25 protein-coding genes and 1 pseudogene are annotated in these 21,990 nt (G+C 72.1%); 12 read left to right on the top strand and 14 right to left on the bottom strand.

Annotation, left to right across the window (positions count from 1 at the left end; genetic code table 11):
- Positions 1–116 precede the first annotated feature (116 nt).
- From ABZ128_RS01325 to ABZ128_RS01305, 5 genes are all read right to left on the bottom strand, one after another.
- Positions 117–575: a (deoxy)nucleoside triphosphate pyrophosphohydrolase gene (locus ABZ128_RS01325; RefSeq protein WP_356845389.1), complete on the bottom strand. Its 459-nt coding sequence runs from the start codon at positions 573–575 to the stop codon at positions 117–119.
- Between the two features lie 52 nt (positions 576–627).
- A complete protein-coding gene (locus tag ABZ128_RS01320; RefSeq protein ID WP_356845388.1) occupies positions 628–813 on the bottom strand; it encodes an SPOR domain-containing protein in 186 nt (61 codons plus the stop codon).
- Between the two features lie 368 nt (positions 814–1,181).
- Positions 1,182–1,934 (bottom strand): GntR family transcriptional regulator, encoded by a 753-nt coding sequence (locus tag ABZ128_RS01315; RefSeq protein ID WP_356845387.1) that lies wholly within the window; start codon positions 1,932–1,934, stop codon positions 1,182–1,184.
- Positions 1,935–2,071: 137 nt separating this feature from the next.
- Complete coding sequence (locus tag ABZ128_RS01310; RefSeq protein WP_356845386.1) at positions 2,072–3,169, bottom strand: DUF4190 domain-containing protein; 1,098 nt, start codon at positions 3,167–3,169, stop codon at positions 2,072–2,074.
- A 104-nt stretch (positions 3,170–3,273) separates the two neighbouring features.
- Complete coding sequence (locus ABZ128_RS01305) at positions 3,274–4,854, bottom strand: S8 family peptidase (RefSeq protein ID WP_356845385.1); 1,581 nt, start codon at positions 4,852–4,854, stop codon at positions 3,274–3,276.
- A gap of 182 nt (positions 4,855–5,036) precedes the next feature.
- On the opposite strand from ABZ128_RS01305, the gene ABZ128_RS01300 reads away from it, so the two are divergent.
- Together ABZ128_RS01300 and ABZ128_RS01295 are read left to right on the top strand one after the other, a co-directional pair.
- The gene (locus ABZ128_RS01300) at positions 5,037–6,149 is read left to right on the top strand and encodes a pyridoxal-phosphate dependent enzyme (RefSeq protein WP_356845384.1); all 1,113 of its coding nucleotides are present in this window, start codon (positions 5,037–5,039) and stop codon (positions 6,147–6,149) included.
- Between the two features lie 144 nt (positions 6,150–6,293).
- A complete protein-coding gene (locus tag ABZ128_RS01295; protein ID WP_356845383.1) occupies positions 6,294–7,103 on the top strand; it encodes an isocitrate lyase/phosphoenolpyruvate mutase family protein in 810 nt (269 codons plus the stop codon).
- Between the two features lie 10 nt (positions 7,104–7,113).
- Here ABZ128_RS01295 and ABZ128_RS01290 read toward each other — a convergent pair whose 3' ends face one another.
- The 4 genes from ABZ128_RS01290 to ABZ128_RS01275 all read right to left on the bottom strand — a co-directional run bounded on the left by ABZ128_RS01290 (position 7,114) and on the right by ABZ128_RS01275 (position 10,890).
- On the bottom strand, positions 7,114–7,911 hold the full coding sequence (locus tag ABZ128_RS01290; RefSeq protein WP_356845382.1) for a trypsin-like peptidase domain-containing protein: 798 nt from the start codon (positions 7,909–7,911) through the stop codon (positions 7,114–7,116).
- Positions 7,908–8,981: an alpha/beta hydrolase-fold protein gene (locus ABZ128_RS01285; protein ID WP_356845463.1), complete on the bottom strand. Its 1,074-nt coding sequence runs from the start codon at positions 8,979–8,981 to the stop codon at positions 7,908–7,910. Before ABZ128_RS01285 ends, ABZ128_RS01290 begins: the two co-directional genes overlap by 4 nt.
- A gap of 234 nt (positions 8,982–9,215) precedes the next feature.
- The gene (locus tag ABZ128_RS01280) at positions 9,216–10,325 is read right to left on the bottom strand and encodes an alpha/beta hydrolase-fold protein (RefSeq protein WP_356845381.1); all 1,110 of its coding nucleotides are present in this window, start codon (positions 10,323–10,325) and stop codon (positions 9,216–9,218) included.
- A 127-nt stretch (positions 10,326–10,452) separates the two neighbouring features.
- A complete protein-coding gene (locus ABZ128_RS01275) occupies positions 10,453–10,890 on the bottom strand; it encodes a MarR family transcriptional regulator (RefSeq protein WP_356845380.1) in 438 nt (145 codons plus the stop codon).
- A gap of 48 nt (positions 10,891–10,938) precedes the next feature.
- Between ABZ128_RS01275 and ABZ128_RS01270 the strand changes: the two genes are divergently transcribed.
- Positions 10,939–11,952: an SMP-30/gluconolactonase/LRE family protein gene (locus ABZ128_RS01270; protein ID WP_356845379.1), complete on the top strand. Its 1,014-nt coding sequence runs from the start codon at positions 10,939–10,941 to the stop codon at positions 11,950–11,952.
- Positions 11,953–12,034: 82 nt separating this feature from the next.
- Here the strand turns inward: ABZ128_RS01270 and ABZ128_RS01265 are convergent, their stop codons facing one another.
- Positions 12,035–12,472 (bottom strand): cupredoxin domain-containing protein, encoded by a 438-nt coding sequence (locus tag ABZ128_RS01265; RefSeq protein WP_356845378.1) that lies wholly within the window; start codon positions 12,470–12,472, stop codon positions 12,035–12,037.
- A 136-nt stretch (positions 12,473–12,608) separates the two neighbouring features.
- Here ABZ128_RS01265 and ABZ128_RS01260 point away from each other — a divergent pair, with 136 nt between their 5' ends.
- Both ABZ128_RS01260 and ABZ128_RS01255 read left to right on the top strand, forming a co-directional pair.
- The gene (locus ABZ128_RS01260; protein WP_356845377.1) at positions 12,609–13,178 is read left to right on the top strand and encodes a sigma-70 family RNA polymerase sigma factor; all 570 of its coding nucleotides are present in this window, start codon (positions 12,609–12,611) and stop codon (positions 13,176–13,178) included.
- The gene (locus tag ABZ128_RS01255) at positions 13,175–13,852 is read left to right on the top strand and encodes a hypothetical protein (RefSeq protein ID WP_356845376.1); all 678 of its coding nucleotides are present in this window, start codon (positions 13,175–13,177) and stop codon (positions 13,850–13,852) included. Before ABZ128_RS01260 ends, ABZ128_RS01255 begins: the two co-directional genes overlap by 4 nt.
- 24 nt (positions 13,853–13,876) lie before the next feature.
- Here ABZ128_RS01255 and ABZ128_RS01250 read toward each other — a convergent pair whose 3' ends face one another.
- Complete coding sequence (locus ABZ128_RS01250; RefSeq protein ID WP_356845375.1) at positions 13,877–14,077, bottom strand: DUF5988 family protein; 201 nt, start codon at positions 14,075–14,077, stop codon at positions 13,877–13,879.
- Between the two features lie 158 nt (positions 14,078–14,235).
- Here ABZ128_RS01250 and ABZ128_RS01245 point away from each other — a divergent pair.
- The 3 genes and pseudogenes from ABZ128_RS01245 to ABZ128_RS01235 form a co-directional block, all read left to right on the top strand.
- Positions 14,236–14,514: pseudogene (locus ABZ128_RS01245) on the top strand (DNA-binding protein); the annotation flags it as partial.
- Between the two features lie 89 nt (positions 14,515–14,603).
- Entirely contained in the window at positions 14,604–14,873 is a 270-nt protein-coding gene (locus ABZ128_RS01240) for a type II toxin-antitoxin system Phd/YefM family antitoxin (protein ID WP_055621811.1), read from the top strand.
- Positions 14,866–15,138 carry a type II toxin-antitoxin system RelE/ParE family toxin gene (locus ABZ128_RS01235; protein ID WP_356845374.1) on the top strand — a complete coding sequence of 91 codons (273 nt, stop codon included), beginning with the start codon at positions 14,866–14,868 and terminating at the stop codon, positions 15,136–15,138. Before ABZ128_RS01240 ends, ABZ128_RS01235 begins: the two co-directional genes overlap by 8 nt.
- A 123-nt stretch (positions 15,139–15,261) precedes the next feature.
- Here ABZ128_RS01235 and ychF read toward each other — a convergent pair whose 3' ends face one another.
- Positions 15,262–16,350: a redox-regulated ATPase YchF gene (ychF, locus tag ABZ128_RS01230; protein ID WP_356845373.1), complete on the bottom strand. Its 1,089-nt coding sequence runs from the start codon at positions 16,348–16,350 to the stop codon at positions 15,262–15,264.
- Between the two features lie 135 nt (positions 16,351–16,485).
- Here ychF and ABZ128_RS01225 point away from each other — a divergent pair, with 135 nt between their 5' ends.
- Positions 16,486–17,004, top strand: coding sequence for a DUF6542 domain-containing protein (locus tag ABZ128_RS01225; protein WP_356845372.1), 519 nt, complete (start codon positions 16,486–16,488; stop codon positions 17,002–17,004).
- 37 nt (positions 17,005–17,041) lie between these two features.
- On the opposite strand, the gene ppgK is transcribed toward ABZ128_RS01225, so the two are convergent.
- A complete protein-coding gene (ppgK, locus tag ABZ128_RS01220; protein ID WP_356845371.1) occupies positions 17,042–17,809 on the bottom strand; it encodes a polyphosphate--glucose phosphotransferase in 768 nt (255 codons plus the stop codon).
- A gap of 25 nt (positions 17,810–17,834) precedes the next feature.
- The gene (locus tag ABZ128_RS01215; protein WP_356845370.1) at positions 17,835–18,839 is read right to left on the bottom strand and encodes a 4-hydroxy-3-methylbut-2-enyl diphosphate reductase; all 1,005 of its coding nucleotides are present in this window, start codon (positions 18,837–18,839) and stop codon (positions 17,835–17,837) included.
- A gap of 94 nt (positions 18,840–18,933) precedes the next feature.
- Between ABZ128_RS01215 and ABZ128_RS01210 the strand changes: the two genes are divergently transcribed.
- The 3 genes from ABZ128_RS01210 (at position 18,934) to ABZ128_RS01200 (ending at position 21,866) form a co-directional block, all read left to right on the top strand.
- The gene (locus tag ABZ128_RS01210; protein ID WP_356845369.1) at positions 18,934–20,304 is read left to right on the top strand and encodes an APC family permease; all 1,371 of its coding nucleotides are present in this window, start codon (positions 18,934–18,936) and stop codon (positions 20,302–20,304) included.
- A gap of 32 nt (positions 20,305–20,336) precedes the next feature.
- A complete protein-coding gene (gene xseA, locus ABZ128_RS01205; protein WP_356845368.1) occupies positions 20,337–21,545 on the top strand; it encodes an exodeoxyribonuclease VII large subunit in 1,209 nt (402 codons plus the stop codon).
- A 75-nt stretch (positions 21,546–21,620) separates the two neighbouring features.
- Complete coding sequence (locus tag ABZ128_RS01200; RefSeq protein WP_356845367.1) at positions 21,621–21,866, top strand: exodeoxyribonuclease VII small subunit; 246 nt, start codon at positions 21,621–21,623, stop codon at positions 21,864–21,866.
- The last annotated feature ends 124 nt before the right edge of the window (positions 21,867–21,990 follow it).

Raw genomic sequence — 21,990 nt, 5'->3', positions numbered from 1 at the left:
CACGAGGGGCGGTGCACATTAGGGACTAATAGCGGCATACCCGATATTCGAGGCGTCGTACCACCCGATCCCCCTGCACCGGCGCACTGTGGCGCAGACGGCCTAGAGCAGAGGTGTCACGCGCCCCCGTGCGACCCTCCGTGCAGCCGGCCGCGCCGCTCGTCGCCCGCTGCGCCGTACCGGCCGTCGCGCAGGCGGCGGCCCACTTCGGCGACCCCCGGCCGGTCCTGGTCGAGCCAGTCCACCCCGTCCAGCTCGTCGGGGCCGAGCCAGCGCAGCTCGTCGTGGTCCTCCAGCGGTGCCGGCTCGCCGGAGAGCAGCGCGGCGGTCCACACGTGCAGCACGAGACCGGGCCGCAGCGGCCACTCTCCGGGGATCCGTTCCAGCGGCTCGGCCTCCACGCCGAGCTCCTCGCGCAGTTCGCGCACCAGCGCCTCGGGGACGGACTCGCCGGGTTCGGCCTTGCCGCCCGGCAGTTCCCAGCGGCCGGCCAGCTCGGGGGGCGCACTGCGACGGGCCGCGAGCAGGCGGCCCTCATGACAAAGGGCTCCGCCCACGACCACGCGTACCGTCATGGGCGGAGCCTAAGGCAGGGCCGCGGCTGCCGGTGCCGCGGGCCTGCGACGCTCAGTTCGTCGTGGCGGTCCGGCCGATCTGCTCGACCCAGTAGAGCTGCTTGTGTCCTCGGTCGTCGAGGCTGTCGACGACCTTCTGGGCCTCGGCCCGGGTGGCGTACCGGCCCACCCGGTAGCGGTTGCCGTTGTCGTCCTGACGTATGACCAGCCACGGGAGCAGGGCACCGCTGTCGTTCATCGCGTTTCACCCTCCGCCGATGTACCTGCCCGGGAAACCGCATTGCGCATATGCCCGAGCTTACGCCCGACCTTTACACAGCGGATACGGTTTTTCACGAAGAGGTACCTCACAGGCGTACGCATCCGGCCATGCGTACGAGTGGGCCGCGTACGCCGGTTCAGAACCGGCGCACCCTCGGCATCGGGAGCACCCCCCGGGACCCCCTGCCGAGGCGGTCGGCTGACGTTCCCGCAGGTCGCGCCGGGGCGGCGGCTCGTGGAGCAGATCGGCCCGTTCCCGACGGGCCGCCGGCGCTCGACGGCCGTGCATGACGCGCCGTCACCCGGGAGCGCAAGCGCGGGTCTTCCCCGCCCGCGCGCGCCGGCTCAGCGGACGGGCAGGTGGTACGAGAGGCGGTAGCGGTCCGCCGGGACCACCACATCGGCGGTCTCCACGGCCAGCCCGGAGGCGTAGTACGTCCGCCCGATCACCAGCACCACATGGCCCGGGACCCCTCCGAGCAGCATGAGCTCCTCCGCGAGACCCGGCCGGGCCCCGACCTCCTCCACCACGTTGTCGACGACCACGTCGATCGCGGCCATCCGGTCGACCACCCCCGAGCCGCCGAGCGGGCCCTCCTCGGGCAGCATCACCGGGGTCCTGCCGGTCACGGCGAGCGGCTCCCAGGAGGTCGACAGCATCATCGCCTCCCCCGCGTCGCGGAAGACGTACCGCGTCCGCATCACCCGCTCGCCCGGTGCGATCCCGAGCCGCTCGGCGATGTCCGCGGTGGCCGCCGTCTGTTCGCTGCTGGAGTCCCACGTACCGCGCGCGCCGGCCTCCGCCTGCTCCTGGCGGAACGGTGTCGACGCCCCGCCCGTGCGGTACCCGGAGCGCGCGACCCGCCTGGGAACCGGCTGCTCCCGTACGTACGTACCCGATCCGGACCGGCCCTCGACCAGGCCCTCCGCCATCAGGACCTTGCGCGCCTCCAGCGCCACGGTGTCGGAGACCCCGTACTCCTCGCGGATCCGGGCCTGGGAAGGGAGCCTGGCGTGCGGGGGCAGGGACCCATCGACGATCTTCCGTCGCAGATCCCCGGCGACGCGCAGATAGGCCGGCTGCTCACCGAAAGTCACTGGCCACTCCCATCAGGTTGACAGACAGCTACACCCTGGCAACCGACGGTGTACGCCGCAAGCGAGGGCCAGAGTTTCACCCGAAGTGATGAAGCCTGGTCATTCAAACCCGTTACCGTGCGTTACCTGTGGGGGATTCACGCGGCTCCGGTGCCGGGCCCGTCCCGGGGCTCGTCCGCCAGCCACTCCGGAACCGCCGTCGACAGCCCGAGCGCACCGCGCAGGGCCTTCTCCGTACCCACCGACAAGGCGCCCGAAGCCGCGTCCCAGGCGTCCTGGAAATCCGCCGGCCGCGTCGCCCGGGAAGCCCGCTGCCAGTGCCCGCGCGCCGACGCGACCTCCTTCAACCGGGCCTGCGCCGCGGCGGCGGCCTCCGGGCCGGTCTTCGCCTCCTCCAGCATCCGGGCCTCGGCACCGAGCGCCGCGTCCACCCCGCGCGCCCACTCCCGGTACGAGGGCAGCGCCTCGTCGATCTCCTCGTCCGGGGCGCCCCCCAGCGCGAGGTCCGCGTCGTTCATCGCCCGCAGGAAGGACACCTGCTCCGGCTTCAGCATCCCGGCGTCCTTGCGCAGGCTCCCCCGGTGGTCCTGCCCGGTCGTGCCGATCACGCACAGCAGCCGCCGGTCGCCGTCGCTCCACGCCTCGCGCGAGGGCGTGAAGTAGTACATCTGCGCGTAGGAGGGCAGCGCCCAGGTGTCCATGGCGTACGCGTCCTGCGCCTTCCAGCACGCGTCCGCCGCCCACTTCTTCACCTGCTGCGTGCCGGGGAACACCTCGTCCTCGAACCGGGTCGAGGAGGTGACCTCCGCGTGGTGCACCTGCGTACAGGCCACCCGGTGGATCAGCGGGCTCTCGTCGAGGAGGTCCCCGCCGGGAACGTTGAAGCAGTCCCCGGCCCGCAGTTCGTCGATGTCGGCCAACTCGCCCTCGACGTCCTCGTACTGCGGCAGCGCCTCCAGCCGGTCCAGGAGCACCGGCCCGTACCGGCCCGTGACCGCCACCACGGACAGCGTCATCACGACCGACACCGCGAGGCCCGCGACCGCGAGCGGCCGGCCCCGCTCCCCCTTCCGGGCGATCTGCACGAGGGCCACGATCCCGAAGACGATGCCGAGCGGCGGCAGGCACAACAGCCCGACCAGCAGGGACGCCAGGGCGAAACCGTTGAGCGCGGGCTCCCGGTACGGCTGCTGCTGGGACGGAGCGGGCCAGTGGGGGGAGGGCGGGGTGCTCACGGGGTGAGGGACTCCATCACAAAGATCGCGAACGAATGCGCGAAATAGTACGCAGCGGGGGCGACCGGTCACCGGTCGCCCCCGCCGTCATGCGGTCCGCGGCATCAGAACTGCAGCGCCCACGAGTCGATCTTGCCGGTGTCGAGGTTCGCGTTGTCGTTCACGCGGAGCTTCCACACCCCGTTGGCCACCTCCGAAGAGGCGTTCACCGTGTAGGTCCTGACGAGGTTGTCCGCGCTGCCGCCGCTGCGGTTGTGCAGGTTGTAGAGGGTGCCGTCGGGGGCGACCAGGTCGACCTTCAGGTCACCGATGTACGTGTGCTTGATGTCCACCGAGACGCTCAGCGCCGCCGGGGCGTTGCCCGTGACCCCGCTGACGGTGAGCGGGGACTCGACGGTCGCGTTGTCGTTGACCGCGTAGTCCGCCGTGTTCTCGAAGCGCGGGCCGGTGGGCGGGGTGGTGCCGCCGCCCACGTACAGCAGGCGGTTGGGGGAGCCGGAGCCGGGGCCGGTCACCACGTTGGGGGTGGCGGCGGCGACCAGCGCCGAGGAGACCTGGGCGGGCGTGCTCGACGGGTTCTGCGAGAGGTACAGGGCTGCGGCGCCCACCACGTGGGGGGTCGCCATCGAGGTGCCCGAGATGGTGTTGGTCGCCGTGTCGCCGGTGCCCCAGGAGGAGGTGATGGAGGAACCGGGGGCGAAGACGTCGAGGATCGAGCCGTAGTTGGAGGAGCTCGCCTTGGCATCGGCGCTGGTGGTGGCGCCCACGGTGATGGCCTCGGCGACGCGCGCCGGGGACTTGGTGCTCGCGTCCGTGGACTCGTTGCCCGCGGCCACGCCGTAGGTGATGCCGGAGGCGATGGAGTTGCGTACCGCGGTGTCGAGCGCGGAGTCGGCGCCCCCGCCGAGGGACATGTTCGCCACGGCGGGCTTCACCGCGTTCCGGGTCACCCAGTCGATGCCCGCGACGACCTGGGCCGTCGTTCCGGAACCGTTGTTGTCGAGGACGCGGACACCGACGATCTTGGCCTTCTTGGCCACGCCGTAGGTGGTGCCCGCGACCGTGCCGGCGACGTGTGTGCCGTGGCCGTGGCCGTCCTGGGCGGTGTTGTCGTTGTCGACGGCGTCGTAGCCGTAGGACGCGCGGCCGCCGAGGTCCTGGTGCGTGATGCGGACGCCGGTGTCGATGATGTAGGCGGTGACGCCCTCGCCGGCCTTGTCCGGGTACGTGTAGCTGCTGTCCAGCGGCAGCGCCCGCTGGTCGATGCGGTCCAGGCCCCACGACGGCGGGGCGGGCTGGGTGCCCTGGGCGTCGTCGACGGTGAAGACCCGGTTCTGGACGACGGACGCGACCGCCGGATCGGCCGCCAGCTTCCTGGCCTGCGCCTCGGAGACGGCGACGGAGTAGCCGTTGAGGGCCGCGCTGTAGGTCCGGTCGATCTTCGCGCCGTAGCGCCGGGCGACGGCCCTTCCGCTGTCCGCGGTGGAGCGGGCGGCGGAGTCCTTCAGGGTCACGATGTAGCTGCCGGCCACCGAGCCGGGGGCTCCGGCGTTCTCGATGACGCCCTGGGGGCCGCCCTCGGCCGCGGAAGCGGGTAAGGCCGCGGCCGCGCCGAGCGCGAGGGCCGCGAGGGCGGTGGTGCCGAGGCCCGCGATCGTGCGGCGGGTGTGGCGTATCACGGACATGTGGGGGGCCTCCTCGTGGATGACACGGAGCGGCCCGATAGGCATGCCCATGACAATTCACTGGGTGGCCGGACCGCCGCTCCCGAAAGGTTGACCCACCCTTTCGCCATCCCACAAGAGGACCGCGAACGCGTAACATCCGTGCCATACAACCGCCATGAAAGAGCAAAGGCGCTCCGCACATGACGCACGCACTCCCCGGCTACGTCTGCCCCGAGGACGAGACGCGCGCGGACGTCCGGACGGCGCCGTGGTGCTGCCCCGTCTGCGGCGGCCCGTGGGACCTCGACTTCACCCCGGATCCGGCCAGTCCGCTCGCCCCGGACGCCGGACCTCCCTCGCTGTGGCGGTACGGCGGCGCGCTGCCGCTGCCGGGGGCCTTCTCCGTGACGATGTCGGAGGGGAGGACCCCGCTGGTCCCGCTCGGGGAGCGGATTCACGCCAAACTCGACTTCCTGATGCCGACCCTGTCCTTCAAGGACCGGGGGGCGGTGATGCTCGCCGAGCTGGCCCGGCGCCTGGGTCCGGAGCGGGTCGTCGCGGACAGCAGCGGCAACGCGGGAACGGCGATCGCGGCGTACTGCGCCCGCGCCGGGCTCACTTGTGAAGTTTTCGTGCCCGAGGGCACCTCCGCGAAGAAGACCGACCAGATGCGCGCGCACGGGGCCGCGGTCCGTGTGGTGCCCGGCGGCCGGGAGGCCGCGGCGCTGGCCGCGCGGGCCGAGGCGGACCTGCCCGGCGTCTTCTACGCCAGCCACGTCTTCAACCCGTACTTCCTGCACGGGACGAAGACCTACGTGTACGAGGTGTGGGAGGAACTCGGCGGCCGGCTCCCCGACGCCCTGGTGCTGCCCGTGGGCAACGGCACCCTCCTGCTCGGGGCGGCGCTGGCGGTACGGGAGCTCGCCCGGCGGGGCGTGCGGCCACCGCAGCTGATCGCCGTCCAGGCCGAGGCCGTGGCCCCGCTGGCGTCCGCCTTCGCCTCGGGCGCGCAGGACGCGGCCCCCGTGCCCGAACTGCCGACGCTGGCGGAGGGCATCGCGATCCCGGCCCCGCCGCGGGCCCGGCAGATCCTCGCCGCGGTGCGCGCCTCCGGCGGCACCTTCCTGACGGTCCCCGAACCGGCCCTGCGCGCGGCCCAGCGGGACCTGGCCCGCCGCGGCCTGTTCGTCGAGCCGACGGCGGCGGCCTGCTGGGCGGCGGTGGGGCCGCTGTCCCCGGCGGACCCCCTCAAGGGGCGCACGGCGGTCGTCCCGCTGTGCGGCGCCGGAGCCAAGGCCGGCCTCCCCGAGTGACCCGAACCTGATCCGGGGCCGGGGCCCGGGGCCGGCGCCGGGGCCGGGGCCGGCGCCGGGGCTGCGGTGCTCGGCCCTCGGCGCTCGGACGAAGGTGTCGGAAAATCGCCAGCCCCTGCGACCGCCGTCTGATGAACTGCCCCCATGACCAACAGCCTTGACCTCGCCCGCCGGTTCACCGCCCTGCACGGCCCCGCCGCGCCGCTCGCCCTGGCCAACGCCTGGGACGTGGTCAGCGCCCGTCTCGTCGAGGCCTCCGGCGCCCCCGCCGTCGCCACCACCAGCGCCGGTGTCGCCTGGTCCCTCGGTGCGCCCGACGGTGACGCGCTGAGCCGCGACCGCGCGCTCGACCTCGTCGCCCGCGTCGCCGGTGCCGTCTCCGTCCCCGTGACCGCCGACATCGAGAGCGGCTTCGGCGCCGACCCGGCCGGGGTGGCCGAGACCGTGACCGGCGTCCTCGCCGCCGGCGCGGTCGGCGTCAACATCGAGGACGGCACCCGCGCCCCCGCCGACCACGCGGAGCGCCTGGCCGCGGCCCGCGCCGCCGCCGACGCCGCCGGGATCCCGCTCTACATCAACGCCCGCATCGACACCTTCCTCTTCGGCCTCGGCGAGGAGGGGACGCGGCTCGACGAGACCCTGGCCCGTGCCGCCGCCTACCTGCGGGCGGGGGCCTCCGGCATCTTCGTGCCCGGTGTCACCGACCCCGCGACCGTCGCGGAGCTCGCCAAGGGCATCGACGCCCCCCTCAACGTCCTCGCCGGCCCCGGCGCCCCCTCCGTCGGCGAGCTCGGCGCCCTCGGCGTGGCCCGGGTGAGCCTCGGCTCCTGGGTCGCGGAGGCCGCGTACCAGCTGGTCCGGCGGGCCTCCGCCGAGCTGGTCGCGGGCGGCACGTACGCGGCGCTGGCCGACGCGGCCCCGTACCGCGAACTGAACGACCTGCTGAAGGGCTGAGGCGCCGCCGTCAGTCCCGGGCCGCCTGCTCGTACAGCGCCTTCGCCCGCTCGTCGAACAGCGCGGCCGTGGAGTCCACGTCGGTGTCCCCGCCGCTCAGTACCCCGATCAGCCGACCCGGGTTGCCGGGCCCGCCCCGGTCGGCGATCCAGGGGCTGCCGCTGGTGCCCGTCCAGAAGCCCGCGCAGCTCATGTACAGCATGGCGGGGTCGTCCTGGTCGTGGCCGGTCTGCGTCGTACAGGAGACGGGCTGGTTCTGCGGGTTGCGGTCGGACTCCGGATAGCCGACCACGGTCACCTCGCGCTCGTACCCCGAGGTCCAGTCGGGCTTCGGGGCCTCGACGGCGCCGCCGACCGCCTGCTGGACGGAGTGCCCGTCCTCGTCCGGCTCGATGCTGAGGAAGGCGAAGTCGGCGGTGTCCTCGCCCCACTTCGTCCAGCGGTCGTCCACGTGGACCGCCCGGACCTTCCACACCCCGAGGGGCAGCCGGCCCGCCCCTCCGCCGGAGAACGCGGGGGCGAAGGAGAGCTCTCCGATGGCCTGCCCGTCGTGGGCGAGCTCCCCCGGCGCGCCGTTCTCCCCGGCCGGGGCCACGCAGTGCGCGGCGGTGGCGACGACGTTGCCCTTCGGGCTGTCGACGACGCTCGCCGTGCACCAGTGCTCGCCGTTCGCCATGAGCACGCCCACGGCGGGGAAGGGGTGCACCCCGCTGCCGTTCGCGTCCGTCGCCTTGACGAAGGCGACGGCCAGCAATGCCGCCACACCGGCGGCGGCAGCAGCGGAGGCCCCCTTCACCACTGCGTTCACCGCGCGCCGGGAACGGGGTCGGGTGTCGGTGCCAGCATGACCTTGCTGATCCACTCCAGGGAGCCCTCCTTCATACCGCGTACGTAGGACTTTCCGTTGTGCTCCCCATCCTGGATCACCTGGAGCCGGGTGTGCACCGGACCCTTCCCGTACTCCTGCATGAACTTCTCCGTCGCGTCCCGGCCGCCCTCGGCGGTGCCGATCTGGAAGTTGATGTAGACGTCCGGGCCGCCGGCGGCGATCAGCTTCTCGGCGAGCTTCTCCGGGTTGTTCTCGTCCATGGCCTGCCGGTTCCCCTTCCACAGCGGGGAGTCGGGGACGAAGTCCACACCGCTGGCGATGGCCGCCTTGAAGCGTTCGGGGTACTTCAGCACGTGCTTGAAGGCGCCGAACCCGCCCGAGGAGGAGCCCATGAAGGCCCACCCGTCACGGGAGGTGAAGGTGCGGAAATTGGCCCGTGTGAAATCCGGGACGTCATCCGCCATCCAGGTGCCCATCTTGGGCTGCCCGGGGATGTCCGATCCGTCGAAGTGGTGCTTGGTGTCGGCGTTGATCACCGGCATGACGAGGATGAAGGGCAGGCTCTTGCCCGCCTTCGCCCCGTCGATCACGGCCTGCTCCAGGCCGAGCCCGGGGCCCGTCCCCCAGTAGTTCCTGGGGTACCCGCGTCCGCCCGGCAGCGAGATGAGGACCGGGAAGCCGCTCCTGGCGTACCGGGGATCGTCGTACTCCTTCGGGACCCACACCCACACGTCGCCCGTGAATCCGGATTTCGCCCCGGTCAGGGTCGTCCGGCCGATCTGGGTGCCGTCCGGCATCCGGTACGTGCGGACGAACGTGGCCTTCGGCCCGGTCGGCATGCTCACGCCCGGCCGGATGTCCTCGGCGGCCGCCGACTCCTGGACCTTTCCGAAGGACACCGGATCCCCTATGTCCGAGAAGAGCCCGTACTTGTACGCGGCCGCACCGCCCCCGGCGGCCAGGGCGAACGCGAGTCCGCCACTGATCAAGAGTCTGCGCAGGTGCTGCGGACGGCGGCGGCCCGTGGTCTGCGGGCCTTCCTCGGTCATGAGGCTGCCTTCGCCGCCGGCCTGAAGCTGGTCATGCTGCACGGAATTGTCCCGTTCCTTCTCCGGCGCTCGGTCACAAGCGCGGGTCGGACCGATTGGTCCCCCTACACCCCTTACAGAGGTGTCAACGACCACATGGGTTGCCTGGGACCGGTGTGACGTGGTGTGTGCCACGCGGGAACGGGACGTACGAGGGAGGGATTCGAACAGGACCGGGGCCGGCCGGCTGCGGGGTCAGCCGGCTGCGGGCTCGGCCTGGGGGCCCTTGAGCACCTTGCTGATCCACTCCAGGGAGCCCTCCTTCATCCCCCTGACGTAGTGCCAGCCGTTGTGCTCGCCGTTCTGGATGTCGCGGATGGTCGTCTTGACCGGCCCCTTGCCGAACTGCTGCTGGAAGGCGGTCATCCGCTGCCGCCCGCTCTCCTTGGTCCCGATCTGGAAGTTCACGTAGACCTCGGGCCCGTTGCGGTCGATCAGCTTCTGGGCGAGCTTCTCCGGGTTGTTCGCGTCCATCTCCGCCTGGTGGCCCTTCCAGAGCGGGGAGTCGGGGACGATCTCGCCGCCGCTGGCGATCACCGCCTTGAAGCGCTCCGGGTACTGCAGCACGGTCTTCATGCCGACGAACGCCCCCGAGGAGGACCCCATGAAGGCCCAGCCGTCACGGGACTTGTACGTACGGAAATTGGCGCGGGCGAAGTCCGGGACGTCCTCGGCGATCCAGGTGCCCATCTTCGGCTGGCCGGGGATGTCGGAGCCGTCGTAGTAGTACTTGTTGTCCGGGTTGAGCACCGGCATGACCAGGATGAACGGCAGGCTGGTGCCGGCCTGGACACCCTCGCTGACCGCCTTCTGCAGGCCCAGGCTGCGGTCCGCCCAGTAGTTGGTCGGGAAGCCGTTGCCGCCGGGAAGCGCGATGAGCACCGGGAAGGCGCTCTTGGCGTACTTCGGATCGTCGTACTCCTTGGGCGCCCACACCCAGACGTCGCCCTCGAAGCCGGACTTCGCGCCCGCGAGGCGGGCCTTCGCGATGACCGTGCCGTCGTCGAGCCGGGCGGTCTGCTTGAAGTCCGACTTCGGCCCGGTCGGCAGGGCCACGTCCGGGTCCCCGCTGGGCTTGGCCGGGGTCGGCGCGGCCGGCGACGGCGCGGCGCCGCCCGGGGCGTCCGGGGTGGGGGCGGGGGACGGCTCCTTGCCGAAGCTCACGGCGTCGCCGTTGCCGGAGAACCAGTCGAGCTTCCAGGCGGTGAAGCCCCCGACGCCGAGCACGAGGGCGAGCGCCACGGCGACGGCGGTCGCTATCGCGCGCCGGGAGCGCTTGCGCTGCCGGTACTGGTACTGGTCCACGGACGGTGCTCCGAACGGTCATGCCTGTCCCCCGACGGGACAGAACGGCTGGTTGGCCACGGGCCTGCTGGTGCGGGGGCGTGCGGGGACTGCGTGGCCTGGGCGGCCCGCCGCCCGGCGGCGGCGTTCACCTCCGCGTTTCGAGCACCTCCGCACACCGGCCCAGCAGCCGGATCAGCAGCTCCCGCTCCTCCTCGGAGAACGCGGCGGCGAGCGCCCGCTCCACCCCGACCGCGCCGGCGTCGGCCAGCTCCATGGCGGCCCGCCCCTCCTCCGTGAGCCGGGTCTCCAGCACGTTGCGGTGCCATTCGTGCGGGCTCCGCTCGATGAGCCCGCGCTCCTGGAGGTTCTTCAGCACGGTGTTCATCGTCGGCGGCGTCACCCCGCACAGGCGGGCGAGGGCGGCTGCGGAGATCCCCGGCTTCTCGGCGAGCCAGAGTAGCGCGGCGTACTGCGGAACCGTTACTGCGGCCGGCTTGCAGGCGGCGTTCTTCGCCGCGAGGAGCGCCTGTTCGGCGCGCTTGATGTGCGAGCCGATGCGCTCCTCGGGAGGCATGGAGGTCATCCCCGCATCCTACGGCCCTTGCATGGATTAGAGCTCTAACCTATCTTCGTGTTCACCTATACGGAAGAGGACATCGCTGTGCTGAAGAGGATCCTGCCCGTCACGTTCCTGACCCTGACCACCGCCCTCGCCCTGGGCGCGGCGCCGGCCGCCCAGGCCGCCGGCCGCCCGTCCGCGGACAGCCGCATCACCACCGCGTTCACGCTTCCCGGCGAGAAGGTCTACCCCGAGGGCATAGCCGCCGACCCCCGGAACCACACCGTCTACGTGGGCTCGTACGCGGACGGCACGGTCTACCGGGCCCGTCCCGGCCGGGCCGCCGCCGAGGTCTTCCTGCCGCCGGGCACCGACGGGCGCCACACCGCGAACGGCCTGCGCGTCGACCTGCGCGGGCGCCTGTGGGTGACCGACTCCACCTCGGGCGTCTCCGTCTACGACACCGGCTCCGGTGCGCGCCTGGCCCACTTCGAGGTCACCGGGTCCGAGCCGCTGTTCGTCAACGACCTGGCCATCACCCCGGACGGCACGGCCTACCTGACCGACAGCGTGCGCGGGGTGGTCTACCGGGTCACCCCGGAGCTGCTCGCCGCGGGCTCGGGCCCGCTGACCGCCGCGTACGACCTGCGCCCGTACCTCACCCCGCCCGTCGAGGGCCGCTTCTCCCTCAACGGCATCGCCTCCGACCCGGCGGGGCGCTTCCTGCTGGCCGTGGACATGGTGGCGGGCGACCTCCACCGGATCGACCTGCGCACCGGCGCGATCTCCCGGGTCGCGCTCCACGGGGGCGACCTCCTGCACGCCGACGGCCTCGACCTCGCCGCCGACGGCACCCTGCGCGTCGCCCACAACACCACGAACACCCTGACCCGCTGGCGGCTGAGCCCCGACGGCACCGAGGCCCGGCTGAACCGTACGGTCACCGACGCGTCCCTGCAGATCCCGACCACCCTCAGCCACACGCCGGGCCGGACGCTGGTGGTCCGCTCCCAGTTCGACAAGGGCGGCCCGATGGGCCCGGGCACCCCGACGACCTTCACGGTCGCGTCGGTGCGCGGGCTCTGAGACCGGGCTCCGAGCCGTGCCCCGAGGCCCCCGGGGGCCCCGGGGGCGCGGCTCGGCAACCGGGCTGCGCCGGCCCGGTTGCTCAGGAGGCACCGCCCACGGTGATCTCCGTCTCCATCCCCATGCCCTTGTGTCCGTCGACCGGGCAGTAGAGCTCGTAGCGTCCGGCCTTCAGGGTGATGTCGAGGCGGCCGCTCTCCCCCGGGGCCAGGGTCTTGGACCGCTGCTCCCCGCCCGGACCCTCGATCTCCAGGGCGTGCTCGTGGTGGCCGGTGTTCTTGACCTCGAAGGTGTAAGGGCCGGCCTTGAACGCCTTCTGCGACAGTCCGATGCGGAAGTCGCTCAAGTCCGCCGCGACCCGCGTGGCCGCCGTCACCGTGCTCCCGCCCGGGGGCGGCGGAGCGGTCGAGGCCGAACCGTCCCCGCAGGCCCCGAGCAGCCCGGCGGCCAGTGCCCCGGCCGCCAGGGCCGGCCCCACACGGCTGCGCGCCCACGCCGTCCCCGTCTTCTTCCCTGTCATCGCTCAGCCCTCCGGAGTTGTCCCTGAAGGGATACGGCGGGCGCCGACCTGAGGATGGGAGGCGGTGGGTGCAGAATGGGGCAAGTGTGGTGCAATCCCATCGCGCAAGGCGCCCGTATCCACTGATGTGGAGAGAATGGGCCTCCCTCTCGGACGCGCGCCGGACGAGGCACTTCTGTCTGGTCTGGCGACCGGCGATCCCGAGATCGCCGTCGCGTTCGTGCGGCGCTTTCAACGGACGGTGTTCGGCGTGGCCATTGCCGTGGTGGGTGATCCGCAGCTCGCCGAGGACGTCGCTCAGCAGACGTTCGAGCGGGCGTGGAGGCATGCCCAAATCTACGACGCCCGCCGCGGGTCGGTGAGGACCTGGCTGATGACGATCGCGCACAACCTGGCGATCGACGCGGTCCGGACCCGCCGGGCGGCCCCCGTCGCCCCCGAGGACCTCGACGCCCTGCTCGACATCGTGACGGAGACCCCCGAGCAGCGGGCCGTGGCCTCGGAGACGTCGGCCGGGGTCCGTACCGCCGTGGCGGCCCTGCCCAAGGAGCAGGCCCGGGCCCTGGTGATGGCGGGGATCTACGGCATGACCGCGCAGCAGGTCGCCGACATGGAGCGCATCCCGCTGGGCACGGCGAAGACACGCATCAGGGCTGCGATGCACAAGCTGCGGATCACCCTGGCGGCCGAGGAGAGCCGGCGATGAGCGAGATGACCTGCGAGCACCTGAGGGAACTCGACGCCGAGCTGGCGCTGGGCATCCTCCCGGCCCAGGAACGCGCCCGAGCGGTCGCCCACCTGGACCACTGCGCCGATTGCCGGGTACGCGTCGAGCAGCTGTCCCTGGCCGCCGACGTCCTGCTCGGGCTGCTGCCGGGCACCGAACCGCCGGTCGGCTTCGAGACCCGCGTGGCCAAGGCCCTGCGGCAGTCCAACCCGCCGGTGCAGCGGCGGCGCCTCCTGCGGCCGCGGATCGCCGCCGTGGCGGCGGCCCTGGCCGTGGCCTGCGGGTTCGCCGGCTGGGCGGCCGGCACGGCGATCAACCAGGCCACCGCCCCTTCCGCCGTCACGACCAGGGCGAACGCCGAGCTCGTCCAGGCGCCCTTCATGGCGGACGGGCTGGAGGTGGGCCGGGTCTTCGTGCACCCCGGCACCCAGGGCTGGGTGTACATGGCGGTGGACCTGGACGGCGAGGGGCTCGGCGCGGTCCGGTGCGTACTGGTCCACCCGGACGGCAGCATGACCTCACTCGGCACGTTCGCCCTCAACGAGGGCTACGGCTACTGGGTGGCGCCGGCCCACGTGGACCCCACGACCCTGTCCTCGGCCCGCCTCCTCGCACCGGACGGCTCGACGGTCGCGACGGCACGGTTCACGTAGGGCGGCGGGCGCCCGGACGGCACCTCATTCGGCGATCTCGGTCCGCTCCCACCACTCGTACACCGGCATCCGCCCCTCGGGACCGTCCTGCTGCCGGGAGGTGGCCCGGAAGTGCTCGTAGCCACCCCGGTGCGGGATCTTCAGGTCTTCTCCGGAAGGGGCGGCGGGAACGACCCGCTCCTGCAGGTCGTCCGGCCCGCCCTCAAGTACTGCCTTGCCAGCCATACCCCCAGTCTCCCGACCCGGCCTCCGCCCCGCACCTCGACGTGCACGTCGTGCGCCGCTCCACCGCTGACGACACCTGACCCTGCGCCAGGACCACGTGCAGCCGACCGGAAGCCGCTGGAGGCAGCGGCGGCGGCACCGGCGTCCCCACTTCGAGGAGCGCCATGACCATGCTTGAGGCCGACTACGAGGGCATCCACCCGGCCCGTATCAAGTGGGTCCTCTCCCGCGTCGACGTTCACGGCGTTACCAAGGAGATCACCGACCAGGCCGCCGCGCTTCTGCGCGCCCATCACCTCCACGGCCACAGGTACGCCGTCGATGCCGCCTTCGCCGTCATCGCCCGCAACGCACCCCGGCCGGTCACGGTCCTCACGTCCGACCCCGAGGATCTGACGCTCCTGTGCGGCCCTTCCGTCGAGGTCGTCAAGGCCTGAGGCGGTCTCACGCCGACCAGACCTGCCACTGCGCACCACGCGGCCCGCCAAGGTGGTGTACACATGGCACACTCGGTACGCTTGAGCGCATGACACAGCCGCTGCCCACAGAGTCCATCCGCGACGTGCGCGCCCACCTGGCTGAGGTCGTGGAGCGCGCGGATCGCGACGACGTACCCACAGTGATCACGCGCCGAGGCAAGGAAGTCGCCGCCGTCGTCTCCATCGAGGTGCTGCGCAAGTACCAGGAGTGGGAAGAGCGCGAGATCAACCGGATCATCGACGAGCGCATGGCCAACCCGGCTCCCGGTATCCCGATCGAGGACATCATGAGGGAGACGCTGGCGCGAGGTGAGTGAGTACCGAACCGCCTTCCGGCCAGAGGCGCAGGCCGAGCTTCGGAAGATCCCACGCGACATGGCGCTGCGCATCCTGGCCAAGCTGACCGAGCTGGAGAGCGACGCCCTCGGCTTCAACACCACCGCGCTCGTGTCGCAGCCGGAACGCCGTCGGCTGCGAGTCGGCGGCTACCGCGTCGTCTACACAATCGACAACGGGGAGCTCGTGGTGTGGGTTGTGCACGTCGGGCATCGCTCCACCGTTACGACACCTGACGCCGGCTGATCCGGCGTCAAAACATCCAGCACCCATCCGGCACGGTTACCACGAAGGGGCCGACCCCGGGAGGAGCCGACCCCTTCTGACCTGCACGCTTGACGAATCACTCAGCGTAAAGCAACAACACGACTACACGTTGAAGCGGAACTCGACCACGTCGCCGTCCTGCATGACGTAGTCCTTGCCCTCCATGCGGGCCTTGCCCTTGGCGCGGGCTTCGGTGACCGAGCCGCAGGCGACCAGGTCCTCGAAGGAGATGACCTCGGCCTTGATGAAGCCGCGCTGGAAGTCCGTGTGGATCACGCCCGCCGCCTCCGGGGCGGTGGCGCCCTTCTTGATGGTCCAGGCGCGGGTTTCCTTCGGGCCGGCCGTCAGGTAGGTCTGGAGGCCCAGGGTCTGGAAGCCGACGCGGCCCAGGGTGGCCAGGCCGGGCTCCTGCTGGCCGACCGACTGGAGGAGCTCCAGGGCCTCCTCGTCGTCCAGCTCGGCGAGGTCCTGCTCCAGCTTGGCGTTGAGGAAGATCGCCTCGGCCGGGGCGACCAGCGCGCTCTGCTCCGCCTTGAAGGCGTCGTCCATCAGCTCGTCCTCGTCCACGTTGAAGACGTACAGGAACGGCTTCGTGGTCAGCAGGTGGAGCTCGTGGAGGAGGTCGCCCTGCTCCGTGCCCTTCGTGATGCCCTGGGAGAAGAGGGTGTCGCCCGCCTCCAGGATCTTCTGGGCCTTCTCGACCGCCGCCAGGACGGCGACCTTGTCCTTCTGGAGGCGGGACTCCTTCGTCAGGCGGGGGACCGCCTTCTCGATGGACTGGAGGTCGGCGAGGATCAGCTCGGTGTTGATCGTCTCGATGTCGTCCTTCGGCGAGACCTTGCCGTCGACGTGTACGACGTTCTCGTCCTTGAAGGCCCGGATGACCTGGCAGATGGCGTCCGACTCGCGGATGTTCGCGAGGAACTTGTTGCCGAGGCCCTCGCCCTCCGAGGCGCCGCGGACGATGCCGGCGATGTCGACGAAGTCGACCGTGGCCGGCAGGACCCGCTGCGAGCCGAAGATGCCGGCCAGGACGGCCAGGCGGGGGTCGGGGACGCCGACGACGCCGACGTTCGGCTCGATCGTGGCGAACGGGTAGTTGGCCGCCAGCACGTCGTTCTTGGTCAGGGCGTTGAACAGGGTCGACTTGCCGACATTCGGCAGACCGACGATTCCGATCGTGAGCGACACGTTGGCGACTTCCCGTAGCTGGAGGGGGCGGCGGCCCAGGAGAGGACCACCGGACAGTTTACTTTCCGATGAGCTGCTCTCGTTGTACGCGTGTCCCCGCCCCGATACCGCGTCCGTCCCGCCTAGCGTGGTGGGGTGGAGCAATACAGGACGCGCTCGATGGATCACCCGCAGCGACAGCGGCCGGGACAGCAGCACGCGCAGGGGCACGTCCCCGCGCAGGGCGGGCGTCCGCGGCCCCGGCCGGCGCCGGTGCGCCGCATGCCGCGGGCCCGGCTGACCGGGCTCGGCGGCGGGCTGTTCGCGTGCGCCGCGATGACGCTGGCGGCCGGCATCGCCTGGCTGCTCTTCGACAGCTCGCTCTTCGCGTACGGGCTGCTCTTCCTGCCCGTCTGTGCCGCCACGGCGCTGTGGGTCCGGCCCGCCGAGCTGGTCACCGCGCCGATCAGCGCGCCGATCGCCTTCGCCGCCGGAGTGTGGCCCCTGACGGGCGGCTCCGGCGGCTTCGGCGCCCAGCTCATGGGGATCGTGTCCGTACTGTCCCTGCACGCCGGCTGGCTGTACGGGGGGACGCTGGTCGCGGCCCTGATCGCGCTGGTGCGCAAGGCGGTGCTGAGCGGGCGCCGTCGCAGACTCCCCCGCCCCACCGCCTGAGCCCGTACAGTCCCAGGGCCGGCCCGGAAGGCAGGGCCTAGCGGTCCGCCGCCGCCGACGTCACCCTGGCGGCCTTCGCCGCCATGGCCGCCCCCACGATGCCCGCGTTGTTCTGCAGGGCCGCGGGGACGATCTCGGCCCGGATGCCGTCGATCAGCGGAAGGAACTTCTCCGGCTTGCGGCTGACGCCGCCGCCCAGGATGAAGAGGTCCGGGGAGAACAGCATCTCCACATGGGCCATGTACTTCTCCAGCCGCCTCGCCCAGCGCTCCCAGGTGAGCTCGTGGTCCTCCTTGGCCTTGACCGACGCCCGTGTCTCCGCGTCGTGGCCCTTCAGCTCCAGGTGCCCGAGCTCCGTGTTCGGCACCAGCCGCCCGTCGGTGAACAGGGCGCTGCCGATGCCCGTCCCCAGGGTGAGCAGGATGACCGTGCCGGTGCGCCCGCGGCCCGCCCCGTGCGTCATCTCCGCGACGCCGGCCGCGTCCGCGTCGTTCAGGACGGTGACCGGCAGGCCGCCCAGGCGTTCGCTCAGCAGGGTGGCGGTGTCGACGCCGATCCACGCCTTGTCCATGTTGGCCGCCGAACGGGTGACGCCGCTCGTGACCACCCCCGGGAACGTCACCCCCACGGGGCCGTCCCAGCCGAAGTGGCCCACCACCTCGGCCACGCATCCGGCCACCCCGTCGGGGGTGGCCGGATGCGGTGTCAGTACCTTGTGGCGCTCCTGCGCCAGCTCGCCACGGTCCAGGTCCACGGGAGCGCCCTTGATCCCGGTACCGCCGATGTCCACGCCGAAGATCTGCATGGGATCACCGTACGGAACGCGGCCGCTACTTGTCGGCGACCAGCGCAGCCGCTTCGGCGCGCAGGTCGCGGCGCAGCTCCTTCGGCAGCGAGAAGACGATCGACTCCTCGGCGGTCTTGACGATCTCGACGTCCTCGAAGCCGCGCTCCGCCAGCCACTCCAGCACCTGCTCGACCAGCACCTCCGGCACCGAGGCGCCCGAGGTCAGACCGACCGTGGAGACGCCCTCCAGCCAGGCCTCGTCGATCTCGCTCGCGAAGTCGACCAGGTGCGCGGCGCGTGCGCCGGCGTCGAGCGCGACCTCGACCAGCCGGATCGAGTTCGAGGAGTTCTTGGATCCGACGACGATCACCAGGTCGGAGTCGGCTCCCATCGCCTTGACCGCGGCCTGCCGGTTCGACGTGGCGTAGCAGATGTCGTCGCTCGGCGGGGAGACGAGGAGGGGGAACTTCTGCTTCAGCGCGTCGACGGTCTCCATGGTCTCGTCGACCGAGAGGGTGGTCTGGGAGAGCCAGACGACCTTGGACTCGTCGCGCACCTCGACCTTGTCCACGTCCGCGGGGCCGTCCACGATCGTGATGTGCTCCGGGGCCTCGCCCGAGGTTCCGATGACCTCCTCGTGGCCCTCGTGGCCGATGAGGAGGATGTCGAAGTCCTCGTTGGCGTACCGGATCGCCTCCTTGTGGACCTTGGTGACCAGCGGGCAGGTCGCGTCGATCGTCGCGAGCCTGCCGCGCGCCGCCTCCTCGTGCACCACCGGCGCCACGCCGTGCGCGGAGAACATCACGATGGAGCCCTCGGGGACCTCTTCCGTCCGCTCGACGAAGACGGCCCCCTTCTTCTCCAGGGTCTGGACGACGTACTTGTTGTGCACGATCTCGTGCCGGACGTAGACCGGCGCCCCGTACTGTTCGAGGGCCTTCTCGACGGCGATCACGGCTCGGTCCACGCCCGCGCAGTAGCCGCGGGGGGCGGCGAGCAGGACGCGGCGGGAAGCGGGAGCAGGGGCGGCAGCACTCATGCGGTCCATCGTACGGGGGTCTTCCGAAGGCCGGGCGTCGGCCGCTGCGCACAGACTGGGTGGAGGTGCCGGACGCCCGTACCGGCCGTCCCCCGGAGGAATGATGGCGTCCGTGACGGATTCCGGTTCCAGTACGGCGCCTGCGACCGCCCTGCGGCGGAGCCTGGGCTTCCGGGACCTGGTCGTCTACGGGCTGCTCTTCATCGCCCCCATGGCCCCGGTCGGGATCTTCGGCACCCTCGACGCGAAATCCCACGGCGCCGTCGCCCTCGTGTACCTGTGCGCGACCGTCGCGATGGCGTTCACGGCCTTCTCGTACGCGCAGATGGTGCAGGTGGCCCCGCAGGCCGGCTCGGTGTTCACCTACGCCCGCAAGGGTCTGGGCGAGGGGCCGGGGCTGATCGCCGGGTGGATGGCGATGCTCGACTACCTGCTGATCCCGGCCGTCGCGTACCTGTTCTCCGGGATCGCGATGAACGCGCTGGTGCCGCAGGTGTCGCGCTGGGTGTGGACGGCGCTGGCGGTGCTGGTGACGACCGCGCTCAACCTGTGGGGCGTACGGGCCGCGGCGCGCGTGGGCTTCGCCGTGGTGGCCGTGGAGATCGCGGTGCTGCTGGTGTTCGTGGCCGCCGCGGTGGCCGTGCTGGTCCAGGACGGGGCGCGGCGCGGCTGGCTGTCCCCGCTGACCGGCGACGGCGGGGCGGGCGGCTTCCCGGTGGCCGCGGTGTCGGTCGCGGTCCTGTCCTACCTGGGTTTCGACGCGATCGCCTCGTTCGCGGAGGAGGTGACCGGCGGTTCGCAGCGGGTGGCCCGGGCGGTGCTGTTCTGCCTGGGGCTGGCGGGGCTGCTGTTCATCGTGCAGAGCTATCTGGCGGCGCTGCTGATGCCGGTGCCCTCGGCGGAGCTGGCGGCGGACCCGGCGCAGCAGGGGCCGGCCTTCTACACCGCCGTGGAGTCCTCGGTGGGCTCCTGGCTGCACGATCTGGTCGCCGTGAGCAAGGCGGTGGGGGCGGCGTTCGCGGCGCTGGCCGGGCAGGCGGCGGCGGGGCGGCTGGTGTTCGCGATGGCCCGGGAGCGGCGGCTGCCCGGGCTGCTGGCGCGCACCTCGTCCGGTACGCCGCGGCCGGCGCTGCTGGTGGCGGCCGCGGTGACCCTGGTCGCGGCGGTGTGGGCGGCCCGGCGCGACGACGGGCTCGACCGGCTGGTGTCGGTGGTGGACATCGGGGCGCTGGTGGCGTTCACGCTGCTGCACGCGTCGGTGGTGGGGTGGTTCGTGGTGCGCCGGGCCGGGGGCGCGCCGGTGTGGTGGCGGCACCTGGTGGTGCCGGTGCTGGGTGCGGCCGTGACGGTCGCGGTGATCGTCGAGGCGTCCTGGACGGCTCAGGTGGCGGGGGCCGTGTGGCTGGCGGTGGGCCTGGGGGTGCTGGCCGTCCAGCGCGGCCGACGCGCGGCGGATCCGGGCGACGCCCCCTGACCGGTGTCGGTCCCGGCCGCTAGCCTGCGTGCATGGGTCTGAATACGTCGGCCGAGGCGCCGCTGCCGGTCGGTCAGGTGTCCCGGCTCATCGGGGGCTGGATCGACCGCCTCGGCCAGGTGTGGGTGGAGGGGCAGATCACGCAGCTCTCCCGGCGGCCGGGGGCGGGGGTGGTCTTCCTGACGCTGCGCGACCCCTCGCACGACATCTCGATCGGCGTGACCTGCTTCCGCCAGGTGTACGACGAGGTCGCGGACGCCGTGACGGAGGGCGCGCGGGTCGTCGTACTGGCCAAGCCGGAGTGGTACGCCCCGCGCGGCCAGCTGTCCCTGCGGGCGACGGAGATACGGCCGGTCGGCATCGGGGAGCTGCTCGCCCGGCTGGAGCGGCTGAAGCGGTCGCTGGCCTCGGAGGGCCTGTTCGCGCCGGAGCGCAAGAAGCCGCTGCCGTTCCTGCCCCAGCTGGTCGGGCTGGTGGTCGGGCGGGCCTCGGCGGCCGAGCGCGACGTGCTGGAGAACGCCCGGCGGCGGTGGCCGGCGGTCCGTTTCGAGGTGCGCAACGTGGCGGTGCAGGGGGTGTACGCCGTGCCGCAGGTGATCCAGGCGGTCAAGGAGCTCGACGAGCTGGACGAGGTCGACGTGATCATCGTGGCGCGGGGCGGCGGCAGCGTGGAGGACCTGCTGCCGTTCTCCGACGAGGAGGTCGTACGGACGGTCGCGGCGGCCCGGACCCCGGTGGTCTCGGCCATCGGGCACGAGCCGGACTCCCCGCTGCTGGACCTGGTCGCGGACCTGCGGGCCTCGACGCCCACGGACGCGGCGAAGAAGGTGGTCCCGGACGTCGGCGAGGAGCTGGAGCGTGTGCGCCAGCTCCAGGCGCGGGGGCTGCGTGCCGTACGCGGGCTGCTCGACCGGGAGGAGCGGGGGCTGGCGCAGGCGCTGGCCCGGCCCGTCTTCGTCCATCCGCAGCGGATGGTGGAGGGCCGGGAGGACGAGCTGGAGGCCCTGCTCGGGCGCAGCCGGCGCACGCTGGGGCATCTGCTGGACCGGGCGGACTCGGAGCTGGCGCACACGCTCGCCCGGGTGGTGGCCCTCTCCCCGGCGGCGACGCTGGAGCGGGGGTACGCCGTGCTCCAGCGGGCGGACGGGCACGTGGTCCGCTCCCCGCAGGAGGTCGCGGCGGACGAGGTGCTGCGGGCCCGGGTGGCGGAGGGCGAGTTCTCCGTACGGGTCCGCGAATGAGGCGGGCCGCGGAGCCCGCCCCCGGCGGGGCGGGGCACGGCTGGTACACGAATGCGGACACGGGATGGGACGGGAATGACTGAAACCGGTACCTCGTTGGGGTACGAGCAGGCGCGGGACGAGCTCATCGAGGTCGTCCGGAAGCTGGAGGCGGGCGGTACCTCGCTGGAGGATTCGCTGGCTCTGTGGGAGCGCGGCGAGGAGCTGGCCAAGGTGTGCCGCCACTGGCTGGAGGGCGCCCGCGCCCGGCTGGACTCGGCGCTCGCGGCCCGTGAGGCGGAGGGCGAGGGGAGCGGCGGGCGGGACGAGCGGGACGGCTGAGACCGGGGCGCCGCGGGTCAAAACGTGATTCAAGCCACTCGACTGCAGGTTTAGTTGAAAATTAGACTACTTCGGCCGTAGAGTTTCGGACATCGCTTCACCTCCGCATGGAAGAAGGCTTTCC

Source organism: Streptomyces sp. NPDC006326 (genome assembly GCF_040612915.1).
Taxonomy (GTDB): domain Bacteria; phylum Actinomycetota; class Actinomycetes; order Streptomycetales; family Streptomycetaceae; genus Streptomyces.
Note: the sequence above shows the minus strand (reverse complement) of the source record. Positions and strands in the feature narration are given on the sequence as shown.